At 71.0% G+C, this 25,432-nt stretch carries 19 protein-coding genes, 3 tRNA genes and 1 pseudogene; 16 read left to right on the top strand and 7 right to left on the bottom strand.

Features of this window, described 5'->3' with window-relative positions:
* The first annotated feature begins 258 nt into the window (after window positions 1-258).
* Together sigJ and DSC45_RS27150 are read left to right on the top strand one after the other, a co-directional pair.
* Window positions 259-1,203, top strand: coding sequence for an RNA polymerase sigma factor SigJ (gene sigJ, locus DSC45_RS27155; RefSeq protein WP_119294599.1), 945 nt, complete (start codon window positions 259-261; stop codon window positions 1,201-1,203).
* Between the two features lie 117 nt (window positions 1,204-1,320).
* A complete protein-coding gene (locus tag DSC45_RS27150; protein ID WP_119294598.1) occupies window positions 1,321-2,541 on the top strand; it encodes an NAD(P)/FAD-dependent oxidoreductase in 1,221 nt (406 codons plus the stop codon).
* 173 nt (window positions 2,542-2,714) lie between these two features.
* Here DSC45_RS27150 and DSC45_RS27145 read toward each other — a convergent pair whose 3' ends face one another.
* A complete protein-coding gene (locus DSC45_RS27145; protein ID WP_119294597.1) occupies window positions 2,715-3,593 on the bottom strand; it encodes a bifunctional DNA primase/polymerase in 879 nt (292 codons plus the stop codon).
* A gap of 372 nt (window positions 3,594-3,965) precedes the next feature.
* Here DSC45_RS27145 and DSC45_RS27140 point away from each other — a divergent pair, with 372 nt between their 5' ends.
* The 9 genes and pseudogenes from DSC45_RS27140 (at window position 3,966) to DSC45_RS27100 (ending at window position 13,283) form a co-directional block, all read left to right on the top strand.
* A complete protein-coding gene (locus DSC45_RS27140; protein ID WP_119294596.1) occupies window positions 3,966-4,277 on the top strand; it encodes a hypothetical protein in 312 nt (103 codons plus the stop codon).
* 235 nt (window positions 4,278-4,512) lie between these two features.
* Window positions 4,513-5,778, top strand: coding sequence for an acyl-CoA dehydrogenase family protein (locus DSC45_RS27135; protein ID WP_119294595.1), 1,266 nt, complete (start codon window positions 4,513-4,515; stop codon window positions 5,776-5,778).
* 3 nt (window positions 5,779-5,781) lie between these two features.
* Window positions 5,782-6,717 (top strand): bifunctional MaoC family dehydratase N-terminal/OB-fold nucleic acid binding domain-containing protein, encoded by a 936-nt coding sequence (locus tag DSC45_RS27130; protein ID WP_119294594.1) that lies wholly within the window; start codon window positions 5,782-5,784, stop codon window positions 6,715-6,717.
* A 1-nt stretch (window position 6,718) separates the two neighbouring features.
* Window positions 6,719-7,849 (top strand): annotated as a pseudogene (locus tag DSC45_RS27125) (acyl-CoA dehydrogenase family protein); the annotation flags it as partial.
* A 159-nt stretch (window positions 7,850-8,008) separates the two neighbouring features.
* The gene (locus DSC45_RS27120) at window positions 8,009-8,443 is read left to right on the top strand and encodes a MaoC family dehydratase (RefSeq protein WP_205571448.1); all 435 of its coding nucleotides are present in this window, start codon (window positions 8,009-8,011) and stop codon (window positions 8,441-8,443) included.
* The gene (locus DSC45_RS27115) at window positions 8,440-9,606 is read left to right on the top strand and encodes a lipid-transfer protein (protein WP_119294593.1); all 1,167 of its coding nucleotides are present in this window, start codon (window positions 8,440-8,442) and stop codon (window positions 9,604-9,606) included. Before DSC45_RS27120 ends, DSC45_RS27115 begins: the two co-directional genes overlap by 4 nt.
* A 51-nt stretch (window positions 9,607-9,657) precedes the next feature.
* On the top strand, window positions 9,658-10,503 hold the full coding sequence (locus DSC45_RS27110) for a DUF1906 domain-containing protein (protein ID WP_119294592.1): 846 nt from the start codon (window positions 9,658-9,660) through the stop codon (window positions 10,501-10,503).
* A 297-nt stretch (window positions 10,504-10,800) separates the two neighbouring features.
* A complete protein-coding gene (locus tag DSC45_RS27105) occupies window positions 10,801-11,355 on the top strand; it encodes a SigE family RNA polymerase sigma factor (protein WP_119294591.1) in 555 nt (184 codons plus the stop codon).
* Window positions 11,356-11,624: 269 nt separating this feature from the next.
* On the top strand, window positions 11,625-13,283 hold the full coding sequence (locus tag DSC45_RS27100; RefSeq protein WP_119294590.1) for a long-chain fatty acid--CoA ligase: 1,659 nt from the start codon (window positions 11,625-11,627) through the stop codon (window positions 13,281-13,283).
* A 254-nt stretch (window positions 13,284-13,537) separates the two neighbouring features.
* Here DSC45_RS27100 and DSC45_RS27095 read toward each other — a convergent pair whose 3' ends face one another.
* Window positions 13,538-18,529, bottom strand: a complete 4,992-nt coding sequence (locus tag DSC45_RS27095; protein WP_119294589.1) for a PAS domain-containing protein — start codon at window positions 18,527-18,529, stop codon at window positions 13,538-13,540.
* Window positions 18,530-18,727: 198 nt separating this feature from the next.
* A complete protein-coding gene (locus DSC45_RS27090) occupies window positions 18,728-19,180 on the bottom strand; it encodes an SSI family serine proteinase inhibitor (RefSeq protein WP_119294588.1) in 453 nt (150 codons plus the stop codon).
* A gap of 200 nt (window positions 19,181-19,380) precedes the next feature.
* Here DSC45_RS27090 and DSC45_RS27085 point away from each other — a divergent pair.
* The 4 genes from DSC45_RS27085 to DSC45_RS27070 all read left to right on the top strand — a co-directional run bounded on the left by DSC45_RS27085 (window position 19,381) and on the right by DSC45_RS27070 (window position 20,834).
* A tRNA-Ser gene (locus DSC45_RS27085) sits at window positions 19,381-19,471 on the top strand.
* Window positions 19,472-19,651: 180 nt separating this feature from the next.
* Window positions 19,652-19,724: transfer RNA gene (locus tag DSC45_RS27080), tRNA-Arg, on the top strand.
* Window positions 19,725-19,913: 189 nt separating this feature from the next.
* Complete coding sequence (locus DSC45_RS27075; protein WP_119294587.1) at window positions 19,914-20,393, top strand: NUDIX domain-containing protein; 480 nt, start codon at window positions 19,914-19,916, stop codon at window positions 20,391-20,393.
* A gap of 102 nt (window positions 20,394-20,495) precedes the next feature.
* Window positions 20,496-20,834 (top strand): hypothetical protein, encoded by a 339-nt coding sequence (locus tag DSC45_RS27070; protein WP_119294699.1) that lies wholly within the window; start codon window positions 20,496-20,498, stop codon window positions 20,832-20,834.
* A gap of 152 nt (window positions 20,835-20,986) precedes the next feature.
* Here DSC45_RS27070 and DSC45_RS27065 read toward each other — a convergent pair.
* From DSC45_RS27065 to DSC45_RS27050, 4 genes are all read right to left on the bottom strand, one after another.
* Window positions 20,987-21,071: transfer RNA gene (locus DSC45_RS27065), tRNA-Ser, on the bottom strand.
* Window positions 21,072-21,099: 28 nt separating this feature from the next.
* Window positions 21,100-22,164 (bottom strand): hypothetical protein, encoded by a 1,065-nt coding sequence (locus DSC45_RS27060; RefSeq protein WP_119294586.1) that lies wholly within the window; start codon window positions 22,162-22,164, stop codon window positions 21,100-21,102.
* A 19-nt stretch (window positions 22,165-22,183) separates the two neighbouring features.
* The gene (locus DSC45_RS27055) at window positions 22,184-22,519 is read right to left on the bottom strand and encodes a PadR family transcriptional regulator (RefSeq protein ID WP_240434879.1); all 336 of its coding nucleotides are present in this window, start codon (window positions 22,517-22,519) and stop codon (window positions 22,184-22,186) included.
* 315 nt (window positions 22,520-22,834) lie between these two features.
* The gene (locus DSC45_RS27050; protein WP_119294584.1) at window positions 22,835-24,307 is read right to left on the bottom strand and encodes a S1C family serine protease; all 1,473 of its coding nucleotides are present in this window, start codon (window positions 24,305-24,307) and stop codon (window positions 22,835-22,837) included.
* Window positions 24,308-24,547: 240 nt separating this feature from the next.
* Between DSC45_RS27050 and DSC45_RS27045 the strand changes: the two genes are divergently transcribed.
* The gene (locus DSC45_RS27045) at window positions 24,548-25,381 is read left to right on the top strand and encodes a glycerophosphodiester phosphodiesterase (RefSeq protein ID WP_119294583.1); all 834 of its coding nucleotides are present in this window, start codon (window positions 24,548-24,550) and stop codon (window positions 25,379-25,381) included.
* Window positions 25,382-25,432 lie beyond the last annotated feature (51 nt).

Raw genomic sequence — 25,432 nt, 5'->3', positions numbered from 1 at the left:
CGCCACATCATGCACCCAGCATGATCCCCGCCACTGACAAAGCGCTCCGCCCTGTGGATAACCCACACCCTGTGGACAAAGTCGCCGGCCGCGGGCCCGCGTTCCGACGGCCGGAATCCAACCGTCCCGGTTCCAAGCCCGCCCTGTCCGCGGTGCGGGACGAGAACCGCCCCCGCCAACCACCGCTCAGCTGCGGAAACGCACCCACCCTCGAACGCCCCCGGGCGCAGCCCGCGGACACCCTCTAGGATCCGACCCATGCCCTTGACCGCGCACGATGTGGACCGGTTCGAGGCGTCGAGGCCCCGCCTCGAGGCCATCGCGTATCGCCTCCTCGGCTCCTCGAGCGAGGCGGAGGACGCCGTGCAGGACACGTTCCTGCGCTGGCAGGCCACCGACGTCGACCGCATCGAGGTCCCCGAGGCCTGGCTGACGAAGGTCCTCACCAACCTCTGTCTCAACCAGCTCACCTCGGCCCGCGCCCGCCGCGAGAGCTACATCGGCCAATGGCTCCCCGAGCCGCTGCTCGACGGCGACCCGATGCTGGGCCCCGCCGACACCGCCGAGCAGCGCGAATCGGTCTCGTTCGCGGTCCTCGCCCTCCTGGAGCGGCTCTCGCCCAACGAACGGGCCGTCTACGTACTGAAGGAGGCCTTCGGCTACCCGCATGGCGAGGTCGCCGAGATCCTCGACATCACCGAGGCCGCGAGCCAGCAGATCTTCCACCGTGCCAAGAAGCACGTCGCGTCGGGCAAGGCCCGCGCCGAGGTCGACGAGGCCGCCGCTCGGCGGGTCATCGACGAGTTCCTCGCGGCCGCCACCAGTGGCCGGACCGAACCCCTCGTGCGGCTGCTCACGGAGGATGCCGTCTCCATCGGCGACGGCGGCGGCCACGTCCCGGCACGCGCCAAGGCGGTCGACGGAGCCGTCGCGGTCGCGAAGTTCATCCGGGGTCTGTTCAAGCCCAGCGCGGTCAAACGAGCCTTCACCGGCGGCCCGACGGAGATCCACGCCGCGACCGTCAACGGCGAGCCGGGCCTGGTGGCCGTCGTCGAGGGCCGTGTCATCGGAACCACGTCCATCGAGGTCACCCCGGACGGCATCGCCGCCGTCCACAACCAGGTCAACCCCGACAAGCTCGAACGCGCGAACCGGCGCTGGGCGGCGACGGATCACGGCGCACCGCTCGTCGAGCCCTTCTGAACCACCCCGGGCCGCACACAACGGCCTCGATGTGACCTGTGTCACACCACACTCCTGTCAGGAAACGGCGGGCTGCCCGGTTCAAGGGACGAAGCCGCCTCAGACAGGAGCAAGGACATGCAGCACCGGATCATCGTCCTCGGAGCCGGTTACACCGGAGCCAGCGCCGCCGGGCGCCTCGCCAAGCGCCTGCACCGCGAGGACGTCACCATCACTCTCGTCAACGCCGAACCCGACTTCGTCGAGCGGGTCAGGATGCACCAGCTCGCCGTCGGACAGGACCTCAAGCCCCGCCCGTTCAGCGAGATGTTCGCCGGCACCGGGGTCGAGCTGAAGCAGGGGTCGGTCACGGCGATCGACGTCGACCGCCACACCGTCTCCGTCGTAGATGCGCTTGATTCCCAGGCGAACGGAACCCGGCAGAACGGCACCGTGGAACTCCCGTACGACACCCTCGTCTACGCCCTCGGCAGCGCCTGGAACAGCCACGGCGTCCCCGGCACCGCCGAGCACGCCCACCAGATCGCGAGCCGCCCGGGCGCTCTCCGGCTGCGCGAACGTCTGGGCCGCCTGACCGCCGGCGAGACCGTGGTCGTGGTCGGCGGCGGGCTCACCGGCATCGAGGCGGCGACCGAGATCGCCGAGGCCCGCCCGGACCTCGACGTCGCCCTCGCCACCCACGGCGAGCTGGGCGACTGGCTCTCCGCCAAGGGCCGCCGCCACCTGCGGAAGGTCTTCGGCAAACTCGGCATCACGGCGCACGAGAACACCCCCGTCACCGGCGTCGGGGCCGACCACGTGACCGACGCCGACGGCACATCGATCCCGGCCGCCGTCACCGTGTGGACCACCGGTTTCGCGGTACATCCGATCGCCGCGGCCACCGCGCTCGAGGTCGGCGACAGCGGCCGGATCGTGGTCGACGAGGCGATGCGCTCGGTCTCCCACCCGGACGTCTACGCCATCGGCGACGCGGCGCTGGTCATGGGGCCGGGCGACAAGCCGCTGCGCATGTCCTGCGCTTCGGGCGTGCCCACCTCCTGGCAGGCCGCCGACACCGTCGCCGCTCTGCTGACCGGCGGCAAGCTGCCGAAGACCCCGATCCGCTACTTCAACCAGTGCATCTCGCTCGGCCGCAAGGAGGGCCTGATCCAGTACGTCACGGCCGACGACCGCTCCGTCAATGCCGCACTCACCGGCCGCTTCGCCGCCTTCTACAAGGAGTTGGTCTGCAAGGGCGCGGCCTGGGGCGTGGCCAACCCCACCTTCGGCATGCCGGGCCGCCGTCGCCGCGTCACCGCGACCGGTGTCCCGGACCGGGCCCCGGCGTCGGCCTGACGATGCGGTCCGGCCCGTTCGCCCTGGCCAGTCGGACCGGTCAGGGCGAACCAGTTCGACCGGTTACAGCGCTCGCCTGAAACCCTTCAGACCGGTTACCCGATGCCGTTCAACCGCTTGAACCGGTTACACGGAACGTCGCCCCCGCGCCACCCCCGCCCGCACGACCACGGTCAACTGTCCGTCGCCGGGCGGCCCGTGGTGAGGCGGGCGGCGGACGCGATGGTGGCGCGGGCCTCGTGCGCATCGAGTCCGGCCCGGACCGCCGCGTCGGTGAGTGCGGCGGTGAGGGCGTCACCGAGCCCGTTCTCGTAGGCGCGGCAAGCGGCCCAGAACAGCCGGGTGTTGCGCTGTCCGATCCGCGCCGCCTGGACGAACTGCACGAGGCCGTACCCCTGCCCCTGCGTTCCACCTGCCACCGGCCGGGACGCGCGCGGGGAGGGTGCGATGAGGCGGAGCAGCGCGCGAGGACACGGGGCGGGCGCGAGATGGGTCGTACCCGGGACCGTGCTGTAGACGCCGTGCTCGGTACGCGAGCCGGGGCCGACGAGATAGCCGCCGGCGCCGCGCACATCGATGCCGGGCGCGAGGCGGCTCGCCGAGTTGGGGACCACGACATCGGGCGGGCCGGTGAGCCACAGGTGACGTCCGCCGCTCGGCGTGACCACGACGACGGTCGGCTGGATCGTGAACAGGTGCCGCAGGGCCAGCTCACGCAGTGTGGCCGACGAGTCGGACGGCGACTTGGTGTCGAGGTCGATGCCGATCAGATGGTGGGGAGCGAGGCCGCACGCGATGCCGTATCCGGTGGCCCAGGGCGCGGCGGCGAAGAGCTGCCGGATCCGCGACAGGTCGGTCGTCGCGTCGTACACGCCGTGCCCGGTACGGCCGCACTCGCCGTGGCAGACGGTGGGAGTCGGGTCGTCGCGGTGCGGCGAGCGCAGGGCGGGGAGCTTCGAGCGGGAGAGCGGGATCACGGCCAGACCGCGCTCGGCGGCGGAGAGTGCATGGGCGAGCGCCAGGGTGGCGGCATGCCGTTCGGAGGTGGCCATACCTCTATGTTCGTACGTATGTTCGAAGAAGGGAAGGGGGGAACCGGTGACGAAGAGGTGAGGTGGGACTCCCTCGGACCCCGGGCCCGGATTCCGGCGTAACGCTTCACCTCTTGCGGCGCCCCGACCGCCGCCCGAGTGCGCCGCCCGTGCGCCACCGGTGCACCCCTGAGCAGGACATTTGATGGCTGTATGGGGGTTTATCGACTTGTCCTCACGCTTGCGAGCGAACCGGGGCTTTCGGGGTGGTTCGACAGTGATCGGCTGGGCAACTCTGATCTCGCGACGTCGTGAACATCGCCCGGAGCGGTCGGCCAACTGCCCGGGTACCAGCCGCACTCAGCCGGTAATTCCGGTTCTGGAGGAATAGACATGGCAAGCATCCGTACCGCCCGCGTCCTCGCCGCCGCTGCCGCCCTGCCCCTTGCGGCGGCGCTGTTCAGCGGCGTTGCCCAGGCGGACAACGGCGGTTTCGCGGACGACGGGTCGAACACGAGCGTCGCGACGATCACCGGCAGCGGTGTCGGCGACGACAACAGCGGAAACTCCGCGACCAACCAGCAGGTCGCCACCGGCACCGGCGCATCGAACAGCAACAACAACGCGCAGGTCAACGACTCCGCCTTCACGGTCGTCGACCAGTCGAGCCACGACGTGGCCATCAACTTCACCGAACTCTGGTGAGGTGAGCCGCTCCCCGGGGCCTTCCGGGGGGATGGCTCCGAGGGGTGTGTGAAGCGTCTGCGCGGCGGCACGGAAGGTGCCGCCGCGCAGGCGCTTCGGCCTGCAGGGGCGGGAGTTGCGGTGGCGCGGACGGTGACGCGCGCATCCTGGAGGCGTCGGCGACCTTGACAGGCAGCACGGATCTGACGGACAGTCAGAAACCCTGCTGAGCCCGAGGTTCCGGGAGGTCCGCGCCGTGCACCTCGCCCCCACCGAACGCCAGGAACGCCTGCGAGCCGAACTGCGCACGTATTTCCGCTCGGTGATGCCGCGCGAGCGCGTCGACGACCCGGCAGGACAGCGGGAACTGCTGCGCCGCATGGGTCGCGACGGACGACTCGGCATCGGCTGGCCGGTCGAGTACGGCGGACAAGGGCGCGGCCCCGACGAACAGTTCGTCTTCTTCGACGAGGCCTACCGCGCCGGCGCGCCCGTATCGATGGTCACCCTGAACACCGTCGGCCCGACCCTGATGAAGTACGGAAGCCAGGACCAGAAGGACTACTTCCTGCCGCGCATCCTGAGCGGCGAGATCGTCTTCGCCATCGGATACAGCGAGCCGTCCGCCGGCACGGACCTGGCGGCCCTGCGAACCAGAGCGCGACGCGTGCGGGGGCAGGGCGCCGACGGGGGAACGGACAGTGGGCCCGACGGCGGGACGGTCGGCGGGGCCGACAGCGAGGCGCAGGGCCGCACGCACGCCGGAGCGGGCGATTCCTGGTTGATCGACGGCCAGAAGATCTTCACGTCGAACGCACAGCACGCCGACTGGATCTGGCTGGCCTGCCGCACCGACCCGGAGGCACCCAAGCACCGCGGGATCTCGATCGTCCTGGTGCCGACGGACGCCCCCGGGTTCTCCTGGACGCCGATCGAGACGGTGGGCGGGCTCACCACCACGGCCACGTACTACGACGGCATCCGGGTGCCCGCGACCCATCTCGTCGGCCGGGAGAACGCGGGCTGGGAGCTGATCACCAACCAGTTGAACCACGAGCGGGTCGCACTGGCCGCCATCGGCATGCAGGCCGAGGACTGCTACGCGAGCGCGCTCGCCTTCGCCCGCTCACCCGATCCGGTGACCGGAGAGCGCCCCATTGACACCTCGTGGGTGCGCTCGAGGCTGGCCGAAGTACACGCCAGGATCGCGGCAACGCGCCTGCTCAACTGGCGTTTGGTGGGCGATGTCGGGGCCGGGACGCTGGCCCCTGGCGACGCCGCGGGCGTGAAATTGGTGGGAACCGAATCGGCGGTCGAGGTGTATCGCATGTGTCAGGAAATTGTGGGCGAGACCGGTCTCGTCCGTTCCGGATCGCCGGGGGTCCTCGGGGACGGCGAGCTGGAGCGGATGAACCGCGCGGCCCAGATCAACACCTTCGGGGGCGGGGTGAGCGAGGTGCAGCGGGAGATCGTCGCGACGATGCGACTCGGCATGCGCAGGCCGAAGAGGGGAGGTGCGTGAGAGATGGATCTGTACGAGCAACTGCGGGCGTACGAGGGCCGTTCGGCCGCCGAGTCCGGCCAGGGCAAGGACGTGGTGAACGAGGCGATGATCCGGCACTGGTGCGAGGCGATGGGCGATGCCGGCCCTGCGTACCGAGGACCGGACGCCGTCGCTCCGGCGACGATGCTGCAGGCCTGGACGATGGGCGGACTCTCCGGGCATGCGGGCCGCACTACGGCGCACGAGGAGTTGTTCGCGCTGCTCGACGACGCCGGATACACCTCGGTCGTCGCCACCGACTGCGAGCAGGAGTATCTGCGGCCCCTGCGGGTGGGAGACGGGATCACCTTCGACGCGGTCATCGAATCGGTGTCCCCACTGAAGACCACCAAGCTCGGCACGGGCCACTTCGTGACCACGCGCATGGACGTCCGGGCAGGCGGACAGCCGGCCGGGACGCACCGCTTCCGCATCCTCAAGTACGCGCCGGGAAAGCGGAGTTCAGGCGACGGCAGCACCGGCCCGAGGGGAGCCGTCGAGCCGCAGGCGAGACCCCGTCCGGTCGTCAATCGCGACAATGCCGGATTCTGGGACGGAGTGCAGCGCGACGAGCTGCTCATCCAGCGCTGCACGGAGTGCGCCACCCTGCGCTTCCCCTGGCTGCCCGGCTGCAACGCCTGCGGGGCAGCCGGCTGGGACACGGTCCGGGCGAGCGGCGACGGCACCGTCTTCTCTTACGTGGTGATGCACCATCCGCCGTTCCCGGCCTTCGACCCGCCGTATGCGGTGGGCCTGATAGAGCTGTCCGAGGGCGTGCGGCTGGTGAGCAACGTGGTGGGTGTCCCGCCCCGGCAGGTCCGGATCGGCGCCCCGGTGCGGCTGGAGTTCCAGCAGGTGGAGGCCGGGTTGCGGCTGCCGATGTTCCGGATGGCCGGTGTCGGTGGAGGTGAGGGCTGAGATGGACTTCACGCCCACCGAGGAGCAGGCGGCCGCCCGTGACCTCGCCGCACAGATCTTCCGGGACCTGTCGACTCCCGAGCGCCTGGCGAAGGCCGGCACCGGCACCGACCGGGAGCTGTGGTCGGCCCTGTGCACCGCGGGGCTCCCGGCCGCCGTCGAGGAGCTCGGGCTGCTCGGCCTCGTCCTGCTTCTGGAGGAGCAGGGACGCTGCACGGCTCAGGTTCCGTTCGCCGTCACCTGCCTGTACGGAGTGCATGCGGTGGCCGAGCACGGGACCGTGCGGCAACGCGAGAGCTTGCTGCCGCGGCTGCGGAGCGGCGCCGAGGTGGTGACCGGCGCGTTCCCGCTGCGGTCGGTCGTGGCGGAGGCCGACGGTGCCGGGTGGCGGCTGTCCGGGACGCTGGCCGCGGTGCCTTGGTTGCGGGACGCGACCCGGGTGCTGGTGCCGGCGCGATTGGCCCTTCCGGACGGCGGGACATCAGTCGGCTGCTTCCTGACGGAGACCGGCCGTACGCCCGGAAGTGGAGGGCAGGCGCCCTCAGGTGTGGAGCCGGTGGAGCTGACCGCGCCGTGGTCGGCAGGAAGACTCGTGCTCGACGGGGCACGAGGCGAACTGCTCGGCGAACCGGCACAGTTCGATCGGGAAGCGAGCTCTGCGCAGCCCGGACTCGACGGCCGGTCCGATGCCGCTGGGGTGTACCGCGACGTGCTGGCATCGGCACGCGTGGCCTTCGGGGGGCTGCAGGCAGGGGTGTGCGCCGGTTCGCTGGCCCGGGCTGTGGAGTACACCTCCGTCCGGGAGCAGTTCGGCAAGCCGCTCGCCGCCAAGCAGGCCGTACTGCTGCGTGCCGCCGACGCCCATATGGACACCGAGGCGATACGGGTGACCGCTTACGAGGCAGCCTGGCGCCGGGACCAGCGGCTTCCCCACGAGCAGGCCGCGCTCACCGCCGCCTGGTGGGCGTCCGAGGCGGGCAAGCGCGTCGTGCACACCGGTCAGCACCTGCACGGCGGGACGGGAGCAGATGTGGAACATCCCGTGCACCGCCACTTCCTGTGGGGCCGTCAGCTCGACGCCTACCTGGGCTGCGGCGCTCAGGTCCTGGCGGAGCTGGGCGACGCGATCGCCGTTCACGGCCGCGGCGGAGGAACCCGGATGAGCGCAGGCGTCAGCACGAGCACGGGGCGGTTCACGGCGCGGGACGAGGAGCGGGCCATGCACAGGGAAGAGGAGATGGCCACGGACACAGACAAGGACATAGACACGGGCACGGGCGCGGACGCGGACGTGCGGGTCGGGTACGAGCTGCCGCCACTCACGATCCCCGTCACCCGCACGCTGATCGTGGCCGGAGCCATCGCCTCCCGCGACTACCAGGACGTCCACCACGATGCCGAGCTGGCCCGCCAGAAGGGCTCCCCCGACATCTTCATGAACATCCTGACCACGAACGGCCTCGTCGGTCGCTACATCACCGACCAGTTTCCCGACGCGACCCTGCGGAAGGTGTCGATACGCCTGGGCGTGCCCAACTACCCGGGCGACACGATGGTGTTGACCGGCCATGTGACCGCCGTCGACGGCGACACCCTGCAGATCCAGGTGGTGGGCGCCAACGACCTGGGCAAGCACGTCACCGGTTCGGTGACCGTCACCCGCCCGCCGGCCGGTGCCCGCGGTGCGCCGATCACTGGCACCCGAGCGGAAGGAGGTGCGGCATGAGCGTCAGCAGGGCGGACCGCCTGGGCGGGAGGGCGGCGATCGTGGGCATCGGCGCCACCGAGTTCTCCAAGGACTCCGGGCGCAGCGAACTGACCCTGGCCGTCGAGGCCGTACGGGTCGCCCTGGACGACGCGGGGCTCACACCGGCCGACGTGGACGGCCTGGTGACGTTCACGATGGACACCAGCCCGGAGATCACCGTGGCCCAGGCGTCCGGCATGGGGGAGCTCTCGTTCTTCTCACGGATCCACTACGGCGGCGGTGCGGCCTGCGCGACCGTCCAGCAGGCGGCACTCGCGGTGGCGAGCGGTGTGGCCGAAGTGGTCGTCTGCTACCGGGCGTTCAACGAACGGTCGGGGCGCAGATTCGGGTCCGGCGTGCAGCATCGCGAGCCGTCCGCCGAGGGAGCCGCACTCGGCTGGTCACTGCCGTTCGGCCTGCTCACCCCTGCTTCCTGGGTCGCGATGTCCGCCCAGCGCTATCTGCACACGCACGGTCTGACGCCCGAGGCCTTCGGCCGGGTCGCCGTCGTCGACCGCAAGTACGCGGCGACGAACCCGGCCGCCTACTTCCACGGCAAGCCGATCACTCTCGAGGATCACGCCGCCTCACGGTGGATCGTGGAGCCGTTGCGCCTGCTCGACTGCTGCCAGGAGACCGACGGCGGCCAGGCGGTCGTCGTGACCAGCGTGGAGCGGGCCCGGGATCTGCGCCGTTCACCGGCGGTCATCGCCGCCGCGGCCCAGGGGGCGGGCCGCGGGCAGGAGCAGATGACGAGCTTCTACCGGGACGATCTCACCGGCCTGCCCGAAATGGGCGTGGTGGCCCGGCAGTTGTGGCGGACCTCCGGTCTCGGACCGACGGACATGGATGTCGGCATCCTCTACGACCACTTCACTCCGTTCGTACTGATGCAGCTGGAGGAGTTCGGTTTCTGCAAACCCGGTGAGGCAGCGGACTTCGTCGCGCAGGAGGCGCTGCCGATCAACACCCACGGCGGGCAGCTCGGCGAGGCGTATCTGCACGGGATGAACGGCATCGCCGAGGGAGTCCGCCAGATACGGGGCGCGGCGGTGAATCAGATACCCGAAGCGTCCTGGGTGCTGGTCACCGCCGGTACCGGTGTCCCCACATCAGGGTTGATTCTGGGCTCGGACGGCTGAACCGGCGTGTGTTCGGGGGCTTTTGCGGCCCCCGGCCCGTTCACTCATGACATGGCACGAATTGAACCGATCATGAGACTGGCCATGAAGCGCGCGCTGCTCCCGGTGGCTGCTCTGCTCCCGCTCACCTGCGTGGCGCCGGCCGGTGCCGCCGATCCCGGCGAGGAGATCGCTCGCGCCCAGGTCTACCGCGGCTGGGCGTTCGACACCTGCGAAGCCCCGGCCACCTCGACGATGTCGGCCTGGCGCTCGTCCGACTACGGGGCGGTCGGCGTCTACGTCGGAGGCAGGGGCCGGCACTGCAAGAAGCAACCGAACCTCGACCGCTCGTGGATGCGGTCCGTGGACGACCAGGGCTGGGGGGTGCTGCCGCTGTACGTCGGCTCGCAGTCGCCGTGCGTCCACGCCAAGAACAAGCAAGACGTGCGCATCACCGGAGACCCGAAGGGACAGGGCAAGGCCGAAGGACGGGACGCGGTCAACCGGGCGGAGGCACTCGGCATCCAGCCCCGCAGCCCGCTCTACCTCGACATGGAGTCCTACGACATCAAGAAGAAGGCGTGCGCCGACAAGACCCTCGCCTTCGTCCGCGCCTGGAACCGTGAAGTACGCAGCCAGGGCTACCTGCCCGGCTTCTACAGCAGCGCGGACTCCGGCGTGACGCACATGCAGCAGGCACGGCGGGCAGGAGTGGAGGACCTGCCCGAGGTGATCTGGTTCGCACGTTGGAACACCGCTCCCGACCTGTACGGCGAACCGGCGCTCGACCAGGGCTCCTGGTTCCCGCACCGCCGGATCCACCAGTACCGGGGCAACTCCAAGGAGACGTACGGCGGCCGCACGCTCAACGTCGACCGCAACCTGGTCGAAGCCCCGGTGGCCCGCATCGTCACCTGAACCCCACCGTCCACGGCCGACGTCGGGCCCGCCACAGCGGGTCGGGCCCGCACGACGGCACTACGCGCACTGCGAGCACGACGAGCACGACGAGCACGACGACCACAGCCACGGCACAATTCATGCAGCACAGAGGCACCCCGCAAGGGAGGGCATCCGGCGATACCCCGAGGAAGGCGCAAAGCCTCCTCCACCCTCAGGAGGTGGAGGTAGCACCCCTCGTACAACCTGAGGCGGACACCGCTTCGGGACCTCCGGCCGATCCGCTCGGACAGGCCGCACTCCTAGCGTTGAGCTATGACCACGCCTGTCTGCACCAGCGCATCGAAGGTCTCCGCGAGGACCGCCCCCGCGCCGTCCTATCCGTCGTTCGCCTCGTACATGCGGGCCCGCCAGCCCGTACTGCTGCGCACCGCGCGCTCGCTGACCGCGAACCCCTGCGACGCCGAGGACCTGCTGCAGACCGCGCTCACCAAAACGTACGTCGCGTGGGAGCGGATCGAGGATCACCGGGCGCTCGACGGATACGTACGCCGGGCCCTGTTGAACACCCGCACGTCGCAGTGGCGCAAGCGCAAGGTGGACGAGTTCGCCTGCGAGGAGCTGCCCGAGCCGGATCCCGCACCGGTGGGTGACCCCGCCGAACAGCAGGTGCTCAGGGACGCGATGTGGCGCGCGATCATGAAGCTGCCGGCCCGGCAACGCGCCATGGTCGTCCTGCGGTACTACGAGGATCTCAGCGAGGCGCAGACCGCGGAGGTGCTCGATGTCTCGATCGGCACGGTGAAGAGCGCGGTCAGCCGCGCCCTCGCCAAGCTCCGGGACGACCCGGAGCTCAACCCGGTCCGCTGACTCCCACGCGGCCATCTCCCCACGCACCGCCCGCACCGCCCACACCCGCCGGACGCTCTTCCTTGCGAAGGGCCCCGTTCGGAGCAGCGCCCCGCGCCCGCCCTCACACCGCCCACACCCCGGCTCGGCGAGGATACGGAAGGCCCGCAGTAAGCGGCTTCCGGCCAGATCCCTCATTTTCGTACGCACGGAGCTAGTGACATACCGACTGGTATGAAGTGAGAATCGGCGGAAACCTACTGCTCCGTAGCGCCCACCGGGAGGACGCCGTGCTGAGCACCATGCAGGATGTACCGCTGACCGTGACCCGCCTGCTCAGGCACGGGTCGACCATCCACAGTTCCTCGCACGTGACGACGTGGACCGGTGACGGTGCCCCGCAGCATCGCAGCTACGGCGAGATCGGAGAACGGGCCGCCCAGCTGGCCCGCGCCCTGCGCGAGGACCTGGGCGTCGAGGGCGATCAGCGCGTTGCCACACTGATGTGGAACAACGCCGAGCACGTCGAGGCCTACTACGCCGTTCCCTGTATGGGCGCAGTCCTGCACACCCTCAACCTCCGGCTGCCCGCCGAGCAGCTCGCGTGGATCGTGAATCACGCGGCCGACCGGGTCGTCCTGGTGAACGGCTCGCTGATCCCCCTGCTCGCACCGCTGCTGCCGCATCTGGCGAGCGTCGAGCACATCGTCGTCAGCGGCCCGGGCGACCGCACGCCGCTGGCCGACGCCGCCGTTCCGGTCCACGAGTACGAGGAGCTGATCGCCGGCAAGCCGACCAGCTACGACTGGCCCGAGCTCGACGAGAACACCGCGGCCGCCATGTGCTACACCTCCGGCACGACGGGTGACCCGAAGGGCGTCGTCTACTCGCACCGTTCGATCTACCTGCACTCGATGCAGGTGAACATGGCGCAGTCGATGGGCCTCACCGACCACGACACCACCCTGGTCGTAGTCCCCCAATTCCACGTCAACGCCTGGGGACTTCCGCACGCCGTCTTCATGACCGGCGTGAACATGCTGATGCCGGACCGCTTCCTGCAACCCGAGCCCCTGGCCGAGATGATCGAGAGCGTGCGTCCGACGCACGCGGCGGCCGTACCCACCATCTGGCAGGGGCTCCTCGCCGAACTCACCGCCAAGCCGCGCGACATCAGCTCGCTCACCCAGGTGACCATCGGCGGCGCCGCCTGCCCGCCCAGCCTGATGGAGGCGTACGACAAGCTCGGCGTCCAGGTCTGCCACGCCTGGGGGATGACCGAGACCTCGCCGCTCGGCACGATCGCCCGCCCGCCCGCCGACGCGAATGAGGAAGAAGAGCTGGGTTACCGGCTCACCCAGGGACGTTTCCCGGCCGGCGTCGAGCCTCGGCTGACCGGACCCGACGGCGAGGTGCTGCCCTGGGACGGCGAGTCCGCCGGTGAACTCGAGGTGCGCGGCCCGTGGATCGCCGGCGCCTACTACGGCGGTGCGGCGGGCGAGGACTTCCGCCCCGCGGACAAGTTCAGCGAGGACGGCTGGCTGAAGACGGGCGACGTCGGGACCATCAGCCCCGACGGCTACCTCACGCTCACCGACCGGGCGAAGGACGTCATCAAGTCCGGCGGCGAGTGGATCTCGTCGATGGACCTGGAGAACGTCCTGATGGCGCACCCCGATGTCGCCGAGGCGGCCGTCGTGGCCGTACCGGACGACAGGTGGGGGGAGCGGCCGCTGGCGACCGTGGTTCTCCGGGAAGGCGCGAGCACGGACTTCGCGACACTGCGCGCGTTCCTCGCCGAGAAGATCGCCAAGTGGCAGCTGCCGGAGCGCTGGGCGATCATCCCGGCCGTACCGAAGACGAGCGTCGGCAAGTTCGACAAGAAGGTCATCCGCCGGCAGTACGCGGAGGGCGAGTTGGACGTGGAGCAGGTGAAGCCCCAGCAGTAGGTGTACAGGCCGGCCCCCGCAGCGCCGGGCCGTGACGGGGCGATGTTTCACGTGGAACATCGCCCCGTTGTCCGTCCATCCCGGCCGAGGCGCCCGCACGAGGGAGCCGCGTACGAACACCACGCCAGAACAGCTCAGTTGACTCCACTCAGCCCATCAGCCAGTTGCGATCAGCTGGTACCGATCAATTGGTACCGATCAATTGGTACCGATCAGTTGGTACCGATCAGTTGGTACCGATCAGTTGGTACCGATCAGTTGGTACCGATCTTCGCCAGCAGGTCGACGATCCGGGACTGCACCTCGGTGCTCGTCGAACGTTCGGCGAGGAAGAGCACCGTCTCGCCCGAGGCGAGGCGCGGGAGCTCGGCCTGATCGACGGCGGCGGTGTAGACGACGAGCGGGGTGCGGTTGAGGCGCCCGTTGGCCCGCAGCCAGTCGACGATCCCGGCCCGCCGACGGCGCACCTGCATCAGGTCCATCACGACCAAGTTCGGGTGCATCCGGGTCGCGAGATCGACGGCCTCGGCATCGTTGCCCGCCTGGGCCACCTGCATGCCCCGCCGTTCCAGCGAGGTCGTCAGCGCAAGCGCGATCTCGGGGTGCTCCTCGATGAGCAGAACCCGCGACGGGTGCTGCTCGCTGTCCCGCGGAGCGAGCGCCTTGAGGAGTACGGCGGGGCCGGCGCCGTACGCCGCCTCCCGCGTGGCCTGTCCGAGACCCGCCGTCACCAGCACCGGAACCTCGGCCGCGACGGCGGCCTGGCGCAGCGACTGCAGTGCGGTACGGGTGATCGGACCGGTGAGCGGATCCACGAAGAGCGCAGCCGGGAAGGCGGCGATCTGGGCGTCCACCTCGTCACGTGAGTTGACGATCACCGGCCGGTAGCCACGGTCGCTGAGCGCCTGCTCCGTGGACACGTCCGGAGCGGGCCAGACGAGCAGCCGGCGTGGGTTGTCCAGGGGCTCGGGCGGAAGTTCGTCGTCCATCGGCTGCGGCTGGGGTCGGTTGGCCACCTCCACCGCGCCGTTCGGACCGTCCAGCGGCTCGGGTCCCTCGGCACCGGCGTCCGGTGCTCCTATGGCGAACGCCCGGCCCTGAGTCTGATGCGTGGGCTGCCCGGGCGCGCCCTGAGCTGGCAGCGACGGGGCGGCCGGATGTGCCTGCCCCCGACCACCGGTCGCGTCGGGCCCGGCGGGAGGCTGAGCGGCCGCCGGTGCATTCCCCGACGGCCCGTGCGCCTCCCGGCGGCCAGGCACCTGGTGCTGGGCCGGCGCCTGCGGCCCGGCTTGGGCCGTCGCGTCCGGTCCCTCCGGTACGTCGTGACCGGACACGTTCGGGCCTGCCGGGGTCTGACCCGTCGCGCCCTGGCCCGCGCCGGTGTGCCGTTCCGCTTCACCGGGCGTACCCAGTCGACGACGACGGCCGGAACCGCCCGCCGGCTGACCGCCACCGGTCCGCGTCTGCCCGGTCGCGTCCTGCCCGGCCTGCGGCGCGGACGCGGCCCCGGCGCTCTGCGTCCCGGGCAGCGGCTGCGGCGCGGAGGGGAGCGACTGGGGCTGCGGCCTGCGCTGCTGTTCCGCAACGTGCTGTGCGAACGGGACACCTTGCCCCAGCGTGCGCACCCTTATGGCCCTGCCCTGCGTCGAGTTGCTGGGATCGTCGATCTCGGCGGCCGCCGTCCCACGCCCGTCGGTGCCTGCCTCGGCGGGCAACGGCTGAGCGAGCCGGGCCCGCGGCTCGGGCGCGTTGGACGGCTGGACCGCGTTCGGCGGCTCCGGCTCGCCGTGGCCCACGGGACCGTCGGCCGGCTGCTCGGGCGGCAACGCCGCAGGGAGTGCTCCCGGAACGGAAACACCGGCAGCGTCGTGACCGGTCGGGCCGTCCGGGACCGGGTGGCCCGTACCGGACGCGTCGCCACCCGCCTCCTGCAGCGCGGCCGCACGGCGGCGACCGGTAGGCCGCTGTACGGGGTGGGCCTGCGGCGGCGTGTGATCGGCCGAGGGACCGCTGTCCGCGATGTCGTGCGCGGCGGCCTGCTCGGGCGGGACGCCGGGGGACACGACGAAGTCACCGTCACCACCGGGCGGTTGCTGCCCGTGGTGCGCGCCCTGGAGCCCTTGAGGACCGGAGTGCCGGCTGACCTGTGAGCCGGCTTGATGGGGCAGCGGCGCGGACCTCGGGTCGGCCTGCTGCGCGGCACGCGGATCCGGGGCCTGATGAGGGATCTGCGGCTCGGACTCGTCCACCGTCACCCCTGCACCCGCCTGCTGCGCCGCGACCGGCTGTCCGGTGCCACCGTGCGCGACCCGCGGATCCTCCGGCCCGGACGGCGACGGCGACGGCGCTACGGAACCGGCATGACCGGAACCAGCGTCGGGCCCCGCACCCCGGTGCACCGGCCCGCCCTGCCCGACCTGCCCGGAGTCATCGGCGTACGGCTGCTCCTGAAGATGCCCCGCGACGGCAACGGGCTGGTCCAAGTAGGCACCCTGCCCAGGAATCTCCGCCCGTCCGGCACCGGCCTGCGGCACACCACCAGGCCCGACGTGCCCAACCTGACCAGCGGCCGACTGACCGCCGGCAGACGGCTGACCAGCGGCCGGCAGTCCGGATTCCGCCTGCTCGGGAACGGGCACGCCCAAGCCCTGCTGACCGGCATCACCCGCCCCGGGGAACCTGGCCACCTCCCCGGTCAGTTCGCTCGCATGGTCGGGCGACCCGGCCGTACGGTCCGCCTCGGCGGGCGGCAGCGCGAACGGCGTGCGCTCGCCCGGCTCCTGCTGCGCCGCACGTTCACGGGCGGCCGCGAGCGCGCGACGAGCGCGCCGCCCACCCGGTCTGGCCGCCTGCTCGACCTCGCCACCGGCGCCCGCACCTTCCGCTCCCGCCGACGGCAGCGCAGGCAGCGCGCTCGCGGGATCACGCCGGGCCCGGCGCCCGGTCGGCGCCTCGGCCTGCGGCATCGCCATGCCCTGCGGCGGCACCGTCGCACCGAGACCGTGCGGCATGCCTGCGCCGGACGGCTCACCCGCAGCGACCACGGCACCGTACGGCCCGGCAGCCGCCTCGCCGCCACCGTTTCCCACCTGCCCGGCGTCCGTACCCTCGCCCTGTCCGACGGCCCCACCGTCGCCCGTGCCCTCCAGCACTCCGGCCTGCCGACGGCGCCGGCGCCCGGTCCCGCCGGACGCGGCACCACCGTCGCCGCCCTGCTCCGAACCGGCCGCCACCCCACCGAAGTCCGAGCCGCCGGCTACGCCCGCGTCGTCAGGACGCGCTTCCGCCTCGCGGGCCGCCGCCGAAGACCGGCCGTCCCGCCGCGGAAGCTGCCCGCCCCGCCCCGGAACCTGCCCCTCAGAACCATCGCCACCCGCTGCCGCACGCCGCCTCCGCCGACCGGTCGGCGCCTGCGCCCCCTCGGCCGACTCCGCACCGGCCTCCGCGAGTTCGCCCGCCGCAGACCCGCCATCCGCCTCGAGCTCCGCCGCACCGTTGTCCAGGAACGAACTCACCGAAGAGCGCCGGCCACGCCGCCGCCCGCCCTCGACGCTCTCCCCACCGTCCTGCTCGCCGAGCCCCGCACCGCCGTCGACTGCCCCGCCGATCGGCACCTCGAGCACATACGCACTGCCGGGCGTACCCGGCACCTCGTGGGTCTGCAGCACCCCGCCGTGGGCACACACGATCCCGCGCACGATCGGCTCGTGCACCGGATCCCCGCCGCTGTACGGACCACGCACCTCGATCCGTACGACCTCGCCCCGCTGGGCCGCCGCGACGACGACCGTCGAGTCCAGGAACCCGCCAGGTGCGGCGGCAGCCGGCGCACGGGTGTTGCCGGTGGCATCGATGCCGGCCACATCGGCGATCAGATGCGCGAGCGCCGTCGCGAGCCGCGCCGCGTCGACCTCCACCTCGATCGCCGGCGCATGCACCGCGAACTGGGCCCGCCCTGGCCCGATCAGCTCGACCGCACCGTCGACACCGGCCGCCACGACCTGGTCGAGCAGCACGACCTCGCGGTGCAGCTTCTCGGCACCGGAATCGAGGAGCTGGTACGCCAGGACGTTGTCGACGAGCGTCGTCATGCGCGCATACCCGGCGGACAGGTGGTGCAGCACCTGGTTGGCCTCGGGCCACAGTTGCCCGGCCGGATCGGCGGCGAGCGCACCGAGCTCGCCGCGCAGTTGGTCGAGCGGTCCACGCAGCGAGTCACCGAGCACCGCGAGGAGTTGAGAGTGCCGCACGGAAAGCGACTCGTAGCGCGCGGATTCCTGCTCGGCGAGCGTCTCGTAGCGGTCCTGCTCCCGCTCGGCGAGCGCCGCGTACCGGTCCTTCGCCTCTTCGGCCAGCGTCGCGTACTGCTCCTGGGACTGCTCAGCGAGCATGTCGTAGCGCCGCTGCGCCTCCTCGGTCTCCTTGCCGTGCCGGGCCACCAGCTTGTCGTACGACCTGCGGTCGGTGAACGCGAGAACGGCGCCCACCAGCTGGTCGCCGTCCCGCACGGGCGCGGTGGTCAGATCCACCGGCACCTGACTGCCGTCCTTCGCCCACAGAACCTGTCCGCGCACCCGGTGCTTGCGCCCGGACCGCAGAGTGTCGGCGAGCGCACTCTCCTCGTACGGGAAGGGCTCACCGTCGGGACGCGAGTGCTGGACGAGCGGGTGCAGTTGCTTACCGCCGAGATCGCTGGCGCGATAGCCGAGGATCTGCGCGGCGGCCGGGTTCACCAGCACGACACAGCCATCGGTGTCCGTGCCGACGAGCCCCTCGGCGGCGGCCCGCAGGATCATCTCCGTCTGCCGCTGCGAACGCACGAGCTCGGCCTCGGTGTCCACGGTCCCGGAGAGATCGCGGACAACGAGCATCAGCAGCTCGTCCCCGGAATAGCCATGGCTCTCGTACGCGTCCCGCCCGTCCTCCAGATTCGCGCTGGTGACCTCGACGGGGAACTCACTGCCGTCCGTACGCCGTGCTGTCATGCGCCGCGGCTTGGTCTGGCCCCGCCCGTCGGAGGAGTCGGGCCTGCGCATCGATCCGGGGATCAGCCGGGAGTCGAACTCCGGCAGCAGATCGAGCAGTCCGCGCCCCACCAGTGCCCAGCCCCTGGTCTCGAAGGTCTCGAGCGCGATGGTGTTGGCGTTGACGACCGTGCCGTTGGCGTTGACCAGCAGGAGTGCGTCCGGTAGGGCATCGAGTATGGCTGCGAGGCGAGCAGCGCCTCGGGATGGCCTGCTGCTCACGACGACGGATCCTCCCTTTACCGCACCTTGCCGACCGCCGAGGCCATCTTGCCCCTTGGCCCGTTGCGTGTCACGGGAGCGAGTCTACGGGCACGGGTTGCCCGCGCGACGCCGGATGACAGGGAGGTCGCACGAAGGAGCTGTGAGCGCCTCGCGGGCACGCGGTCACGGGACCGTCGCGCCACCTCCCACCTGGACTCAGACCTCGGGCAGTACGGGAACCAACGCGTCCCAGCGACCGATCTCACAGCCGTCGCCCCGCTCGAACGCAGCGTCCACCGGCTTCCCCTGCCAGCTGCCGGTCACGCGTGCGGTGGCCGGACCGCCGTACTGCATGGTGCACATCGCATCGGCCGATACCGGGGCGAACGGGTCGCGGTCCTCGGCCGCCAGACCGTCGAGCTGCTCGCAGGCGGCCTCGGCGGCGGGATGCGTACCGGCCGCGACGCCGGGACCGCACTCCAGCTCGTACGTCCCGTCACCGGCGCCTCCCGTCTCCGCGACGGTCACGGTGAGGCGGTCCGGTTCGACCGGCGGCAGGTCGAGCCGGCCGAGCGGCAGGGGCGCGGCATCGGCGGCCTGCGCGAGGCCGGGTGCCGCGCAGAGCGCGGCGACGGACGCAACAGCGGTGACGGCCAGGCGGCGCAGCATGAGGGCTCCAGGGTTCGAGGCGATCGCACGTCGGTCGTACTGACGACCACTACGACTAACGCCCGTACGGCGCCGACGTTGCGCCCCGCGAAGATGCTTTGCCCGCCGGCCCGGGGGCCTAGTACCGTAGGGGCCGATTGGTGACGCAGCGCGCCGCTGTGCCATCATCTGCAACATCACGCGCTTCGCGCGGGTGTGCTGGAGGCGTCGCCTAGTCCGGTCTATGGCGCCGCACTGCTAATGCGGTTTGGGGTTTACCCCCCATCGAGGGTTCAAATCCCTCCGCCTCCGCAGTACGACTCAGGGAGTTCGGTCCACGTGACCGGGCTCCCTGAGTCGTTTCCAAAACAGCCCATTCCAGCGGTGAACCCGCAGGTCAGCCCGGGTTCGGTAAACGGATTTCGCCTCCCGGCGCGGGTCATGTAATGTTGTTCCCGCAACGCCGACGGGGCGGAAAAGCCCCGGAGACAAGCACTCGTAGCTTAACGGATAGAGCATCTGACTACGGATCAGAAGGTTGCAGGTTCGAATCCTGCCGAGTGCACACAGGTGAGAGGCCCCGGACGATCAGTCCGGGGCCTTTTCGTTGTGCCGTACAGCAGCGAAGGACATGAACCCGCGTGAGCGCCGTCAGCCCCGACGCCATCCACAGCATCCGGCTTCGGCGGGAACCTGCCGGTCCGGCCGGAGGGGCCGTTGACGGCCCGGCATCGTCTCCATAAGGGTCGTCGCCATGGTTGCTGACGACACCGCACAGCCCACCCCGGAGCCGCGCACCACCTACGACGGATTGCCGATCAACCCGGAGCCCCCGTACGGGTCAACCGTGGTGGTAAGGACCAAGTCCCCCGACGGAACGCGGTACTTGCTGCTGCACCGGGCCCACGAAGGACCCGACTTCGAGGGCGACTGGGCCTGGACACCACCGGCCGGTGCCCGGCAGCCCGGAGAGGACGTGCGTGAAGGGGCGGTGCGCGAGTTGGCCGAGGAGGCCGGACCACACCTGGCCGCTCTCGCCTCCACGCTGCGGCCGTTGCCGAGCACCCAGGCGAACTGGGCCCAGTTCCTGCTCGACGCACCTTGGGGCACCCCGGTCGAGCTGGTCGACCCCGAGCACGACCGGTGGGAGTGGGTGCCCCTGGCCGAAGGCCTGCGCCGCTGCCGCCCCGAGCGAGTCGCAGACTCCCTGCGACTCGCAGCCGAACAACCATGACGGCTGGACGGCGGGGAAGGACGACCACCCCCTGGAATCTTTCGCCAATCATGGACACGACGTACGTACGGCACGCCGTTCGCCGCATGAACAATGGCGAGCATGGCAATTGACGTGGAGCTGCACTCCGCTCGTCCAGCCCGCAACTGGAGGAAGTCGCGCGCGACGTTCTTGCGGAGGTGTGGCGGTGACGGAGAGGCGTTGACCGACGCGTTGGGGTCGCTTCACTACCTCGGCGTTCCCGGGCGGCTCGCCACTGTCGACCCGTACGGCGACAGGGTGATGAACGAGCAGGAAGCCGCAGCCGCCCTCAGCGAAGTACCCGGCCTGAGAGAAAAGTGCCCCGATGCGCGGCAACGCGCAGCGCTCGATGATCTTGCGGCACTACTGGGGGAGTGCGTGTCCACTCCGGGCAGTTACGTGTGGTTCGCGGGCGACTGACGCGGCGGCGTCGCCGTTGATCGCTGTGCCCTCCGCGTGCCCCTCCCGTGCCCGTTCGACCGGGAAACCAAGGGGAACAGCGGTCCCCGACGGACACTGGGCATGCCGAAGGCCCCTGACCGTTTCGCCTGGTCAGGGGCCTTCAACTACTGCGGTGGGTGTGGGATTTGAACCCACGGAGGTTTGCACCTCGACGGTTTTCAAGACCGTTCCCTTAGGCCGCTCGGGCAACCCACCTCGGCTCCGGTCCGTCGGGCGGAGCGGGCTACAGCTTACCGGGCTCGGTGTCGCGGGTTGGACGCTTGGGTGCGGCGGTGGTGAATGCCCGGCGCCAGCCGCGTGCCACGTACCAGACGAAGTAGGCGGCCGCTGCTGTCGTGAGCCAGAACCACGGGGACGTCGGGTCCGGATCGCGTAGATCGTCGGCGAAGGACACGGCGACCAGGAGGGCGAAGGCTGTGGCGCCGTACAGATTGCGCCGGGCCAACCGCTGTTCCCTGCGCGGGCCTTCGGACAGGTGCATCGCGTAGACCTCGGCCTCGCCGAAGGCGTCCTCGGCGCTCTCGCCGGAGGCGGCCAGGTGCTGGCGTGCCTCCTGGATGTGGGCACGTGCTTCGGCGGCCGACATGGCGTGACGGCCGCGCAGCAGGCCCTCCGCGTGGGACAGCCAGCGCTCGTCGCTGCCGCGGCAGCTCTGGGTGAACCAGCGGTCGACGGTGGCGTCGGGGAACATGACGGCGCCGACGAGGGTGGCACCGCCCGCCGCCGCCAGGAGCGGGAGGGGGAAGTCGAACAGCGTCCCGTCGGGCAGGAGGCCGGCGGCAGCGGCGCCGGCGCCCATCACGACGACGGCGCCGGCCGCACAGATCCACGTGCCGGCGATGCGGCCCGCGGCCCTGAGCGCGAGGGCGAAGGAGACGAGGACGGCCACCGCGACGACGGTCGCGAACCCGGCGAGTGACGGCCAACTGACCTGCCACCACAGGCCTTCGTTGATCCAGCGCAGCACGGGGACGATGATCCCCACGAAGCCGAGCGTGGCGAGAGCTGCGGTGAGGCGCTCGCCGGGTGTCGTTCCGTGGGAGTCCCGTTGCGCGCGGTACTCCTCGCCGAGCCGTTCATCGGCCGCGGCGCGCGCGTACTCCGCGGGGTCGCCGAAGAGGTCCGGTGCGCTGCGGCCCGCCTCGGTGACCGCGTCGTGGGCCTCGGCCAGTACCTCGTGCGCGATGTCGACCGGGGCGTGCTGGTCGAGTGCGAGGCGCAGCTGGACGGCCGCCGCCCACTGCTCGTCCTCCTCGTGCGGCCAGACGAGCTTCTGTGTGGTCGTCATGAAACTGCCCCCGTGGTCGTCATGAGTCTGCCGCCGTGCGGTCCTTGGCCAGGGAGGTGACCGTGCGGTTCAGATCGCGCCAGGCGGCGCTGTCCCGCCGGAGTTGTTCCCGCCCCTGCTCGGTGATGCGGTAGTACTTCCGTCCCGGGCCGCCGTCGCCCGCTCCCCACTCGATCTCGACGGCTCCCGCCTCCTCCAGCCGGGTCAGGGCGGGATACAGGGTCGCGGGTTTCACGCCTTCGAGACCTGCGTCGCTGAGGCGGCTCAGGAGCGCGTACCCGTAGTTCTTCTCCTCGGCGTCCAGCACCCCGAGCAGGCAGAGGGGCAGCACCGCCCGCATCCACGCCGTGTTCACCGCCAACGTGCGCCCCTCTCCTGCCGATTGCCGACTGCCGACTACTGGCGCCTGGCAACGTCGTCCGGCGGCATCTTCGTTTTGCCGACTATTCGAGTATCCATAATAGTCGGGCATACGTAAATGCCTCGGCATCGGAGCGTCGGAGCGGGGGATCCGCAGGAACCACAGAACGACGGAACGGCGGAACGACAGAACGGCGGAACCCTCCCGCCCCGGGAGGCACCCGGAGTCAGGAGGGTTCGGTGTGGACGCCTTGACTACAGCGGCCGTTCACCGGCGGCGTTCACCGGCCGTCGTGCGTCGCGCGAGAACTCAGTCCTCGCCCTTGCTGCCGAGCTCCACGTCGACCGTCCGTTCCTTGCCGTCGCGCTTGTAGGTGAGCTTCACCTTCTCGCCGGGCTTGTGGGTCCAGATCTCGCTGATGAGGGTCGGGCCGCTGTCGATGATGCGGTCGTTCAGCTTGGTGATGACGTCGCCGGGCTCGATGCCCGCCTTGTCGGCCGGGCCGCCCGGCGTGACCGGCTCCGCGCCGCCGCCGGCGCCCTTGCTGGAGACCTGGGCACCACCGTCGGAGCGCTCCTCGATCGAGACCGAGGCGCCGATCATCGGGTAGACAGCCTTGCCCGACTTGATGAGCTGCTCCGCGACGTTCTTCACCTGGTTGATCGGGATGGCGAAGCCGAGGCCGATGGAACCGCCCTGGCCGCCGCCGAGTCCCGAACCGCTCTCCGCGGGCTTGATGGCGGAGTTGATGCCGATGACAGCGCCGCGCGCGTCGAGGAGCGGGCCGCCGGAGTTGCCCGGGTTGATCGAGGCGTCGGTCTGCAGGGCGCTCATGTACGAGCTCTTGTTGCTCGCGCCGTCGCTGGAGGTGACCGGGCGGTTCTTGGCGCTGATGATGCCTGTCGTGACGGTGTTGGAGAGGCCGAAGGGAGCGCCGATCGCGATGGTCGAGTCGCCGACGGCCACCTTCTCCGAGTTGCCCAGGGACAAGGGCTTGAGGCCGTCGGCCTTCTTCAGCTTCAGTACGGCGACGTCGTAACCCTGGGCGCGGCCGATGACCTCGGCGTCGTACTTCTTGCCGTTGGAGAACGTCGCCGAGACCTGACCGCCCTCGGCCGCGGAGGCGACCACGTGGTTGTTGGTCAGGATGTGGCCCTCGCGGTCGTACACGAAACCGGTGCCCGTGCCGCCCTCGCCGCCGCCGCTCTGGGCGTCGATGGTGACGACGCTCGGCAGAGCCTTCTGGGCGATCGCGGAAACGGTGCCGGGCTCGCGCTTCAGGTCGGCGGGGGTCTCGGACGCGGAGACGGTGGTGGAGTCGGCCGAGTTGTCGTTGCGCTCGGCCGCCCAGTAGCCGATTCCGCCGCCGAGGCCTCCCGCCACCAGAGCGGCGGCGAGCACGCCCGCGACGAGGCCGCCCTTGCCGCGGCCCGACGCGTGCGGAGGCGGCTGGTACGCCGCGCCCCACTCGTGGCCTCCGCCGCCCGCTCCCGCGTAGGCGGGCACCGCGGGTGGCGGTGCGGCCCAGCCCTGCGGGGCGGGGCCCGGTGCCGGGTGGCCGTGCGCGGCATGGTCTTCCGGGGCCGGCGGTACGGGCGGCAGTTGGGTCGTGGCGCCCTCTGCGGGCGGGGTGGTGGCGCTCTCGCCGGTCCGGTCCGCCGGGGCGGATGGTGCCGCGCCGTCCGCTGCGTGCGCGGCGGGCGTATCGGGTGCGGCCGGCGGAGCGGCGGGCGGCTCGGACGGGGCGGGGGGTACCTCGTTGCCCTCGTTCTCGGTGCTCACAGCTCTTTCTCCTCGGTCCACGGCGACGTCGTCCTGCACGATCGGTCAAGGCCCAGTTCTACGGATGCCAGGTCTACGAATGTCTGCCATCAGCTTTTCCCACCGGACGTCAGGGCACCATAAGCCGCACCTGTGCATCCGGCACCTGGGCGTACGACTGACCCGGCGGACGCTCGATACACGTACCCGCGGCGGCGCCCTTCGCTCGGTTCGTACCGCCCGAAGTGGCACGATGACGCGGTGACTTCCGCACCACAGGCCCCGGTTCCCGGACCTGGGCCGCACTCGCCCCAAGTCGTCGCCCACCGCGGTGCCTCTCAGGACGCCCCCGAGCACACGCTCGCCGCGTACAAGAAGGCCATCGAAGACGGCGCGGACGCCCTGGAATGCGATGTACGGCTGACCGCCGACGGTCATCTCGTATGTGTGCACGACCGCCGCGTCAACCGTACGTCAAACGGCCGTGGCGCCGTCTCCGCCCTGGAGCTCGCCGATCTGGCGGCCCTCGACTTCGGCTCCTGGCACGCCGGCTCTGCACCGGACGACGCCGCGGAGGCGCCCGACTGGGAGGACACCTCCGTGCTGACGCTCGAGCGGCTGCTCGAGCTGGTCTCGGACGCAGGGCGCCCGGTGGAGCTGGCCATCGAGACCAAGCACCCGACCCGGTGGGCGGGTCAGGTGGAGGAGCGTCTGCTGCTCCTGCTCAAACGGTTCGGCCTGGACGCGCCGCCCGAGGACGGGCCGTCGCCGGTGCGGGTGATGAGCTTCTCGGCCCGGTCGCTGCACCGGGTCCGTGCCGCGGCGCCGACCCTGCCGACCGTCTATCTGATGCAGTTCGTCTCGCCGCGGCACCGTGACGGACGGCTGCCGCCCGGGGTCCGCATCGCCGGTCCCGGGATCCGCATCCTGCGCAATCACCCCGGATACGTGGAGAAGCTGCAGCGCGCGGGGAATCAGGTGCACGTGTGGACGGTGAACGAGCCGGAGGACGTCGACCTGTGCACCCGACTCGGCGTCGACGCGATCATCACCAACCGGCCGCGGTCGGTGCTCGGCCGGCTCGGCCGGCGCTGAAGGACACCGGAAACTCCGCCGCATCTGACGGACCCCGGAAAAGGGTGACAG

The organism is Streptomyces sp. YIM 130001 (assembly GCF_003574445.1).
Lineage (GTDB): Bacteria > Actinomycetota > Actinomycetes > Streptomycetales > Streptomycetaceae > Streptomyces.
The sequence above is the reverse complement of the archived record's forward strand: the minus strand, read 5'-3'. Positions and strand labels throughout refer to the sequence as shown.

Coding starts and splice junctions, on each gene's coding strand:
- sigJ (WP_119294599.1), top strand. CDS start 259: ATGCCCTTGACCGCGCACGATGTGGACCGGTTCGAGGCGTCGAGGCCC.
- DSC45_RS27150 (WP_119294598.1), top strand. CDS start 1,321: ATGCAGCACCGGATCATCGTCCTCGGAGCCGGTTACACCGGAGCCAGC.
- DSC45_RS27145 (WP_119294597.1), bottom strand. CDS start 3,593: ATGGCCACCTCCGAACGGCATGCCGCCACCCTGGCGCTCGCCCATGCA.
- DSC45_RS27140 (WP_119294596.1), top strand. CDS start 3,966: ATGGCAAGCATCCGTACCGCCCGCGTCCTCGCCGCCGCTGCCGCCCTG.
- DSC45_RS27130 (WP_119294594.1), top strand. CDS start 5,782: ATGGATCTGTACGAGCAACTGCGGGCGTACGAGGGCCGTTCGGCCGCC.
- DSC45_RS27115 (WP_119294593.1), top strand. CDS start 8,440: ATGAGCGTCAGCAGGGCGGACCGCCTGGGCGGGAGGGCGGCGATCGTG.
- DSC45_RS27110 (WP_119294592.1), top strand. CDS start 9,658: ATGGCACGAATTGAACCGATCATGAGACTGGCCATGAAGCGCGCGCTG.
- DSC45_RS27105 (WP_119294591.1), top strand. CDS start 10,801: ATGACCACGCCTGTCTGCACCAGCGCATCGAAGGTCTCCGCGAGGACC.
- DSC45_RS27090 (WP_119294588.1), bottom strand. CDS start 19,180: ATGCTGCGCCGCCTGGCCGTCACCGCTGTTGCGTCCGTCGCCGCGCTC.
- DSC45_RS27075 (WP_119294587.1), top strand. CDS start 19,914: ATGGTTGCTGACGACACCGCACAGCCCACCCCGGAGCCGCGCACCACC.
- DSC45_RS27070 (WP_119294699.1), top strand. CDS start 20,496: ATGGCAATTGACGTGGAGCTGCACTCCGCTCGTCCAGCCCGCAACTGG.
- DSC45_RS27060 (WP_119294586.1), bottom strand. CDS start 22,164: ATGACGACCACACAGAAGCTCGTCTGGCCGCACGAGGAGGACGAGCAG.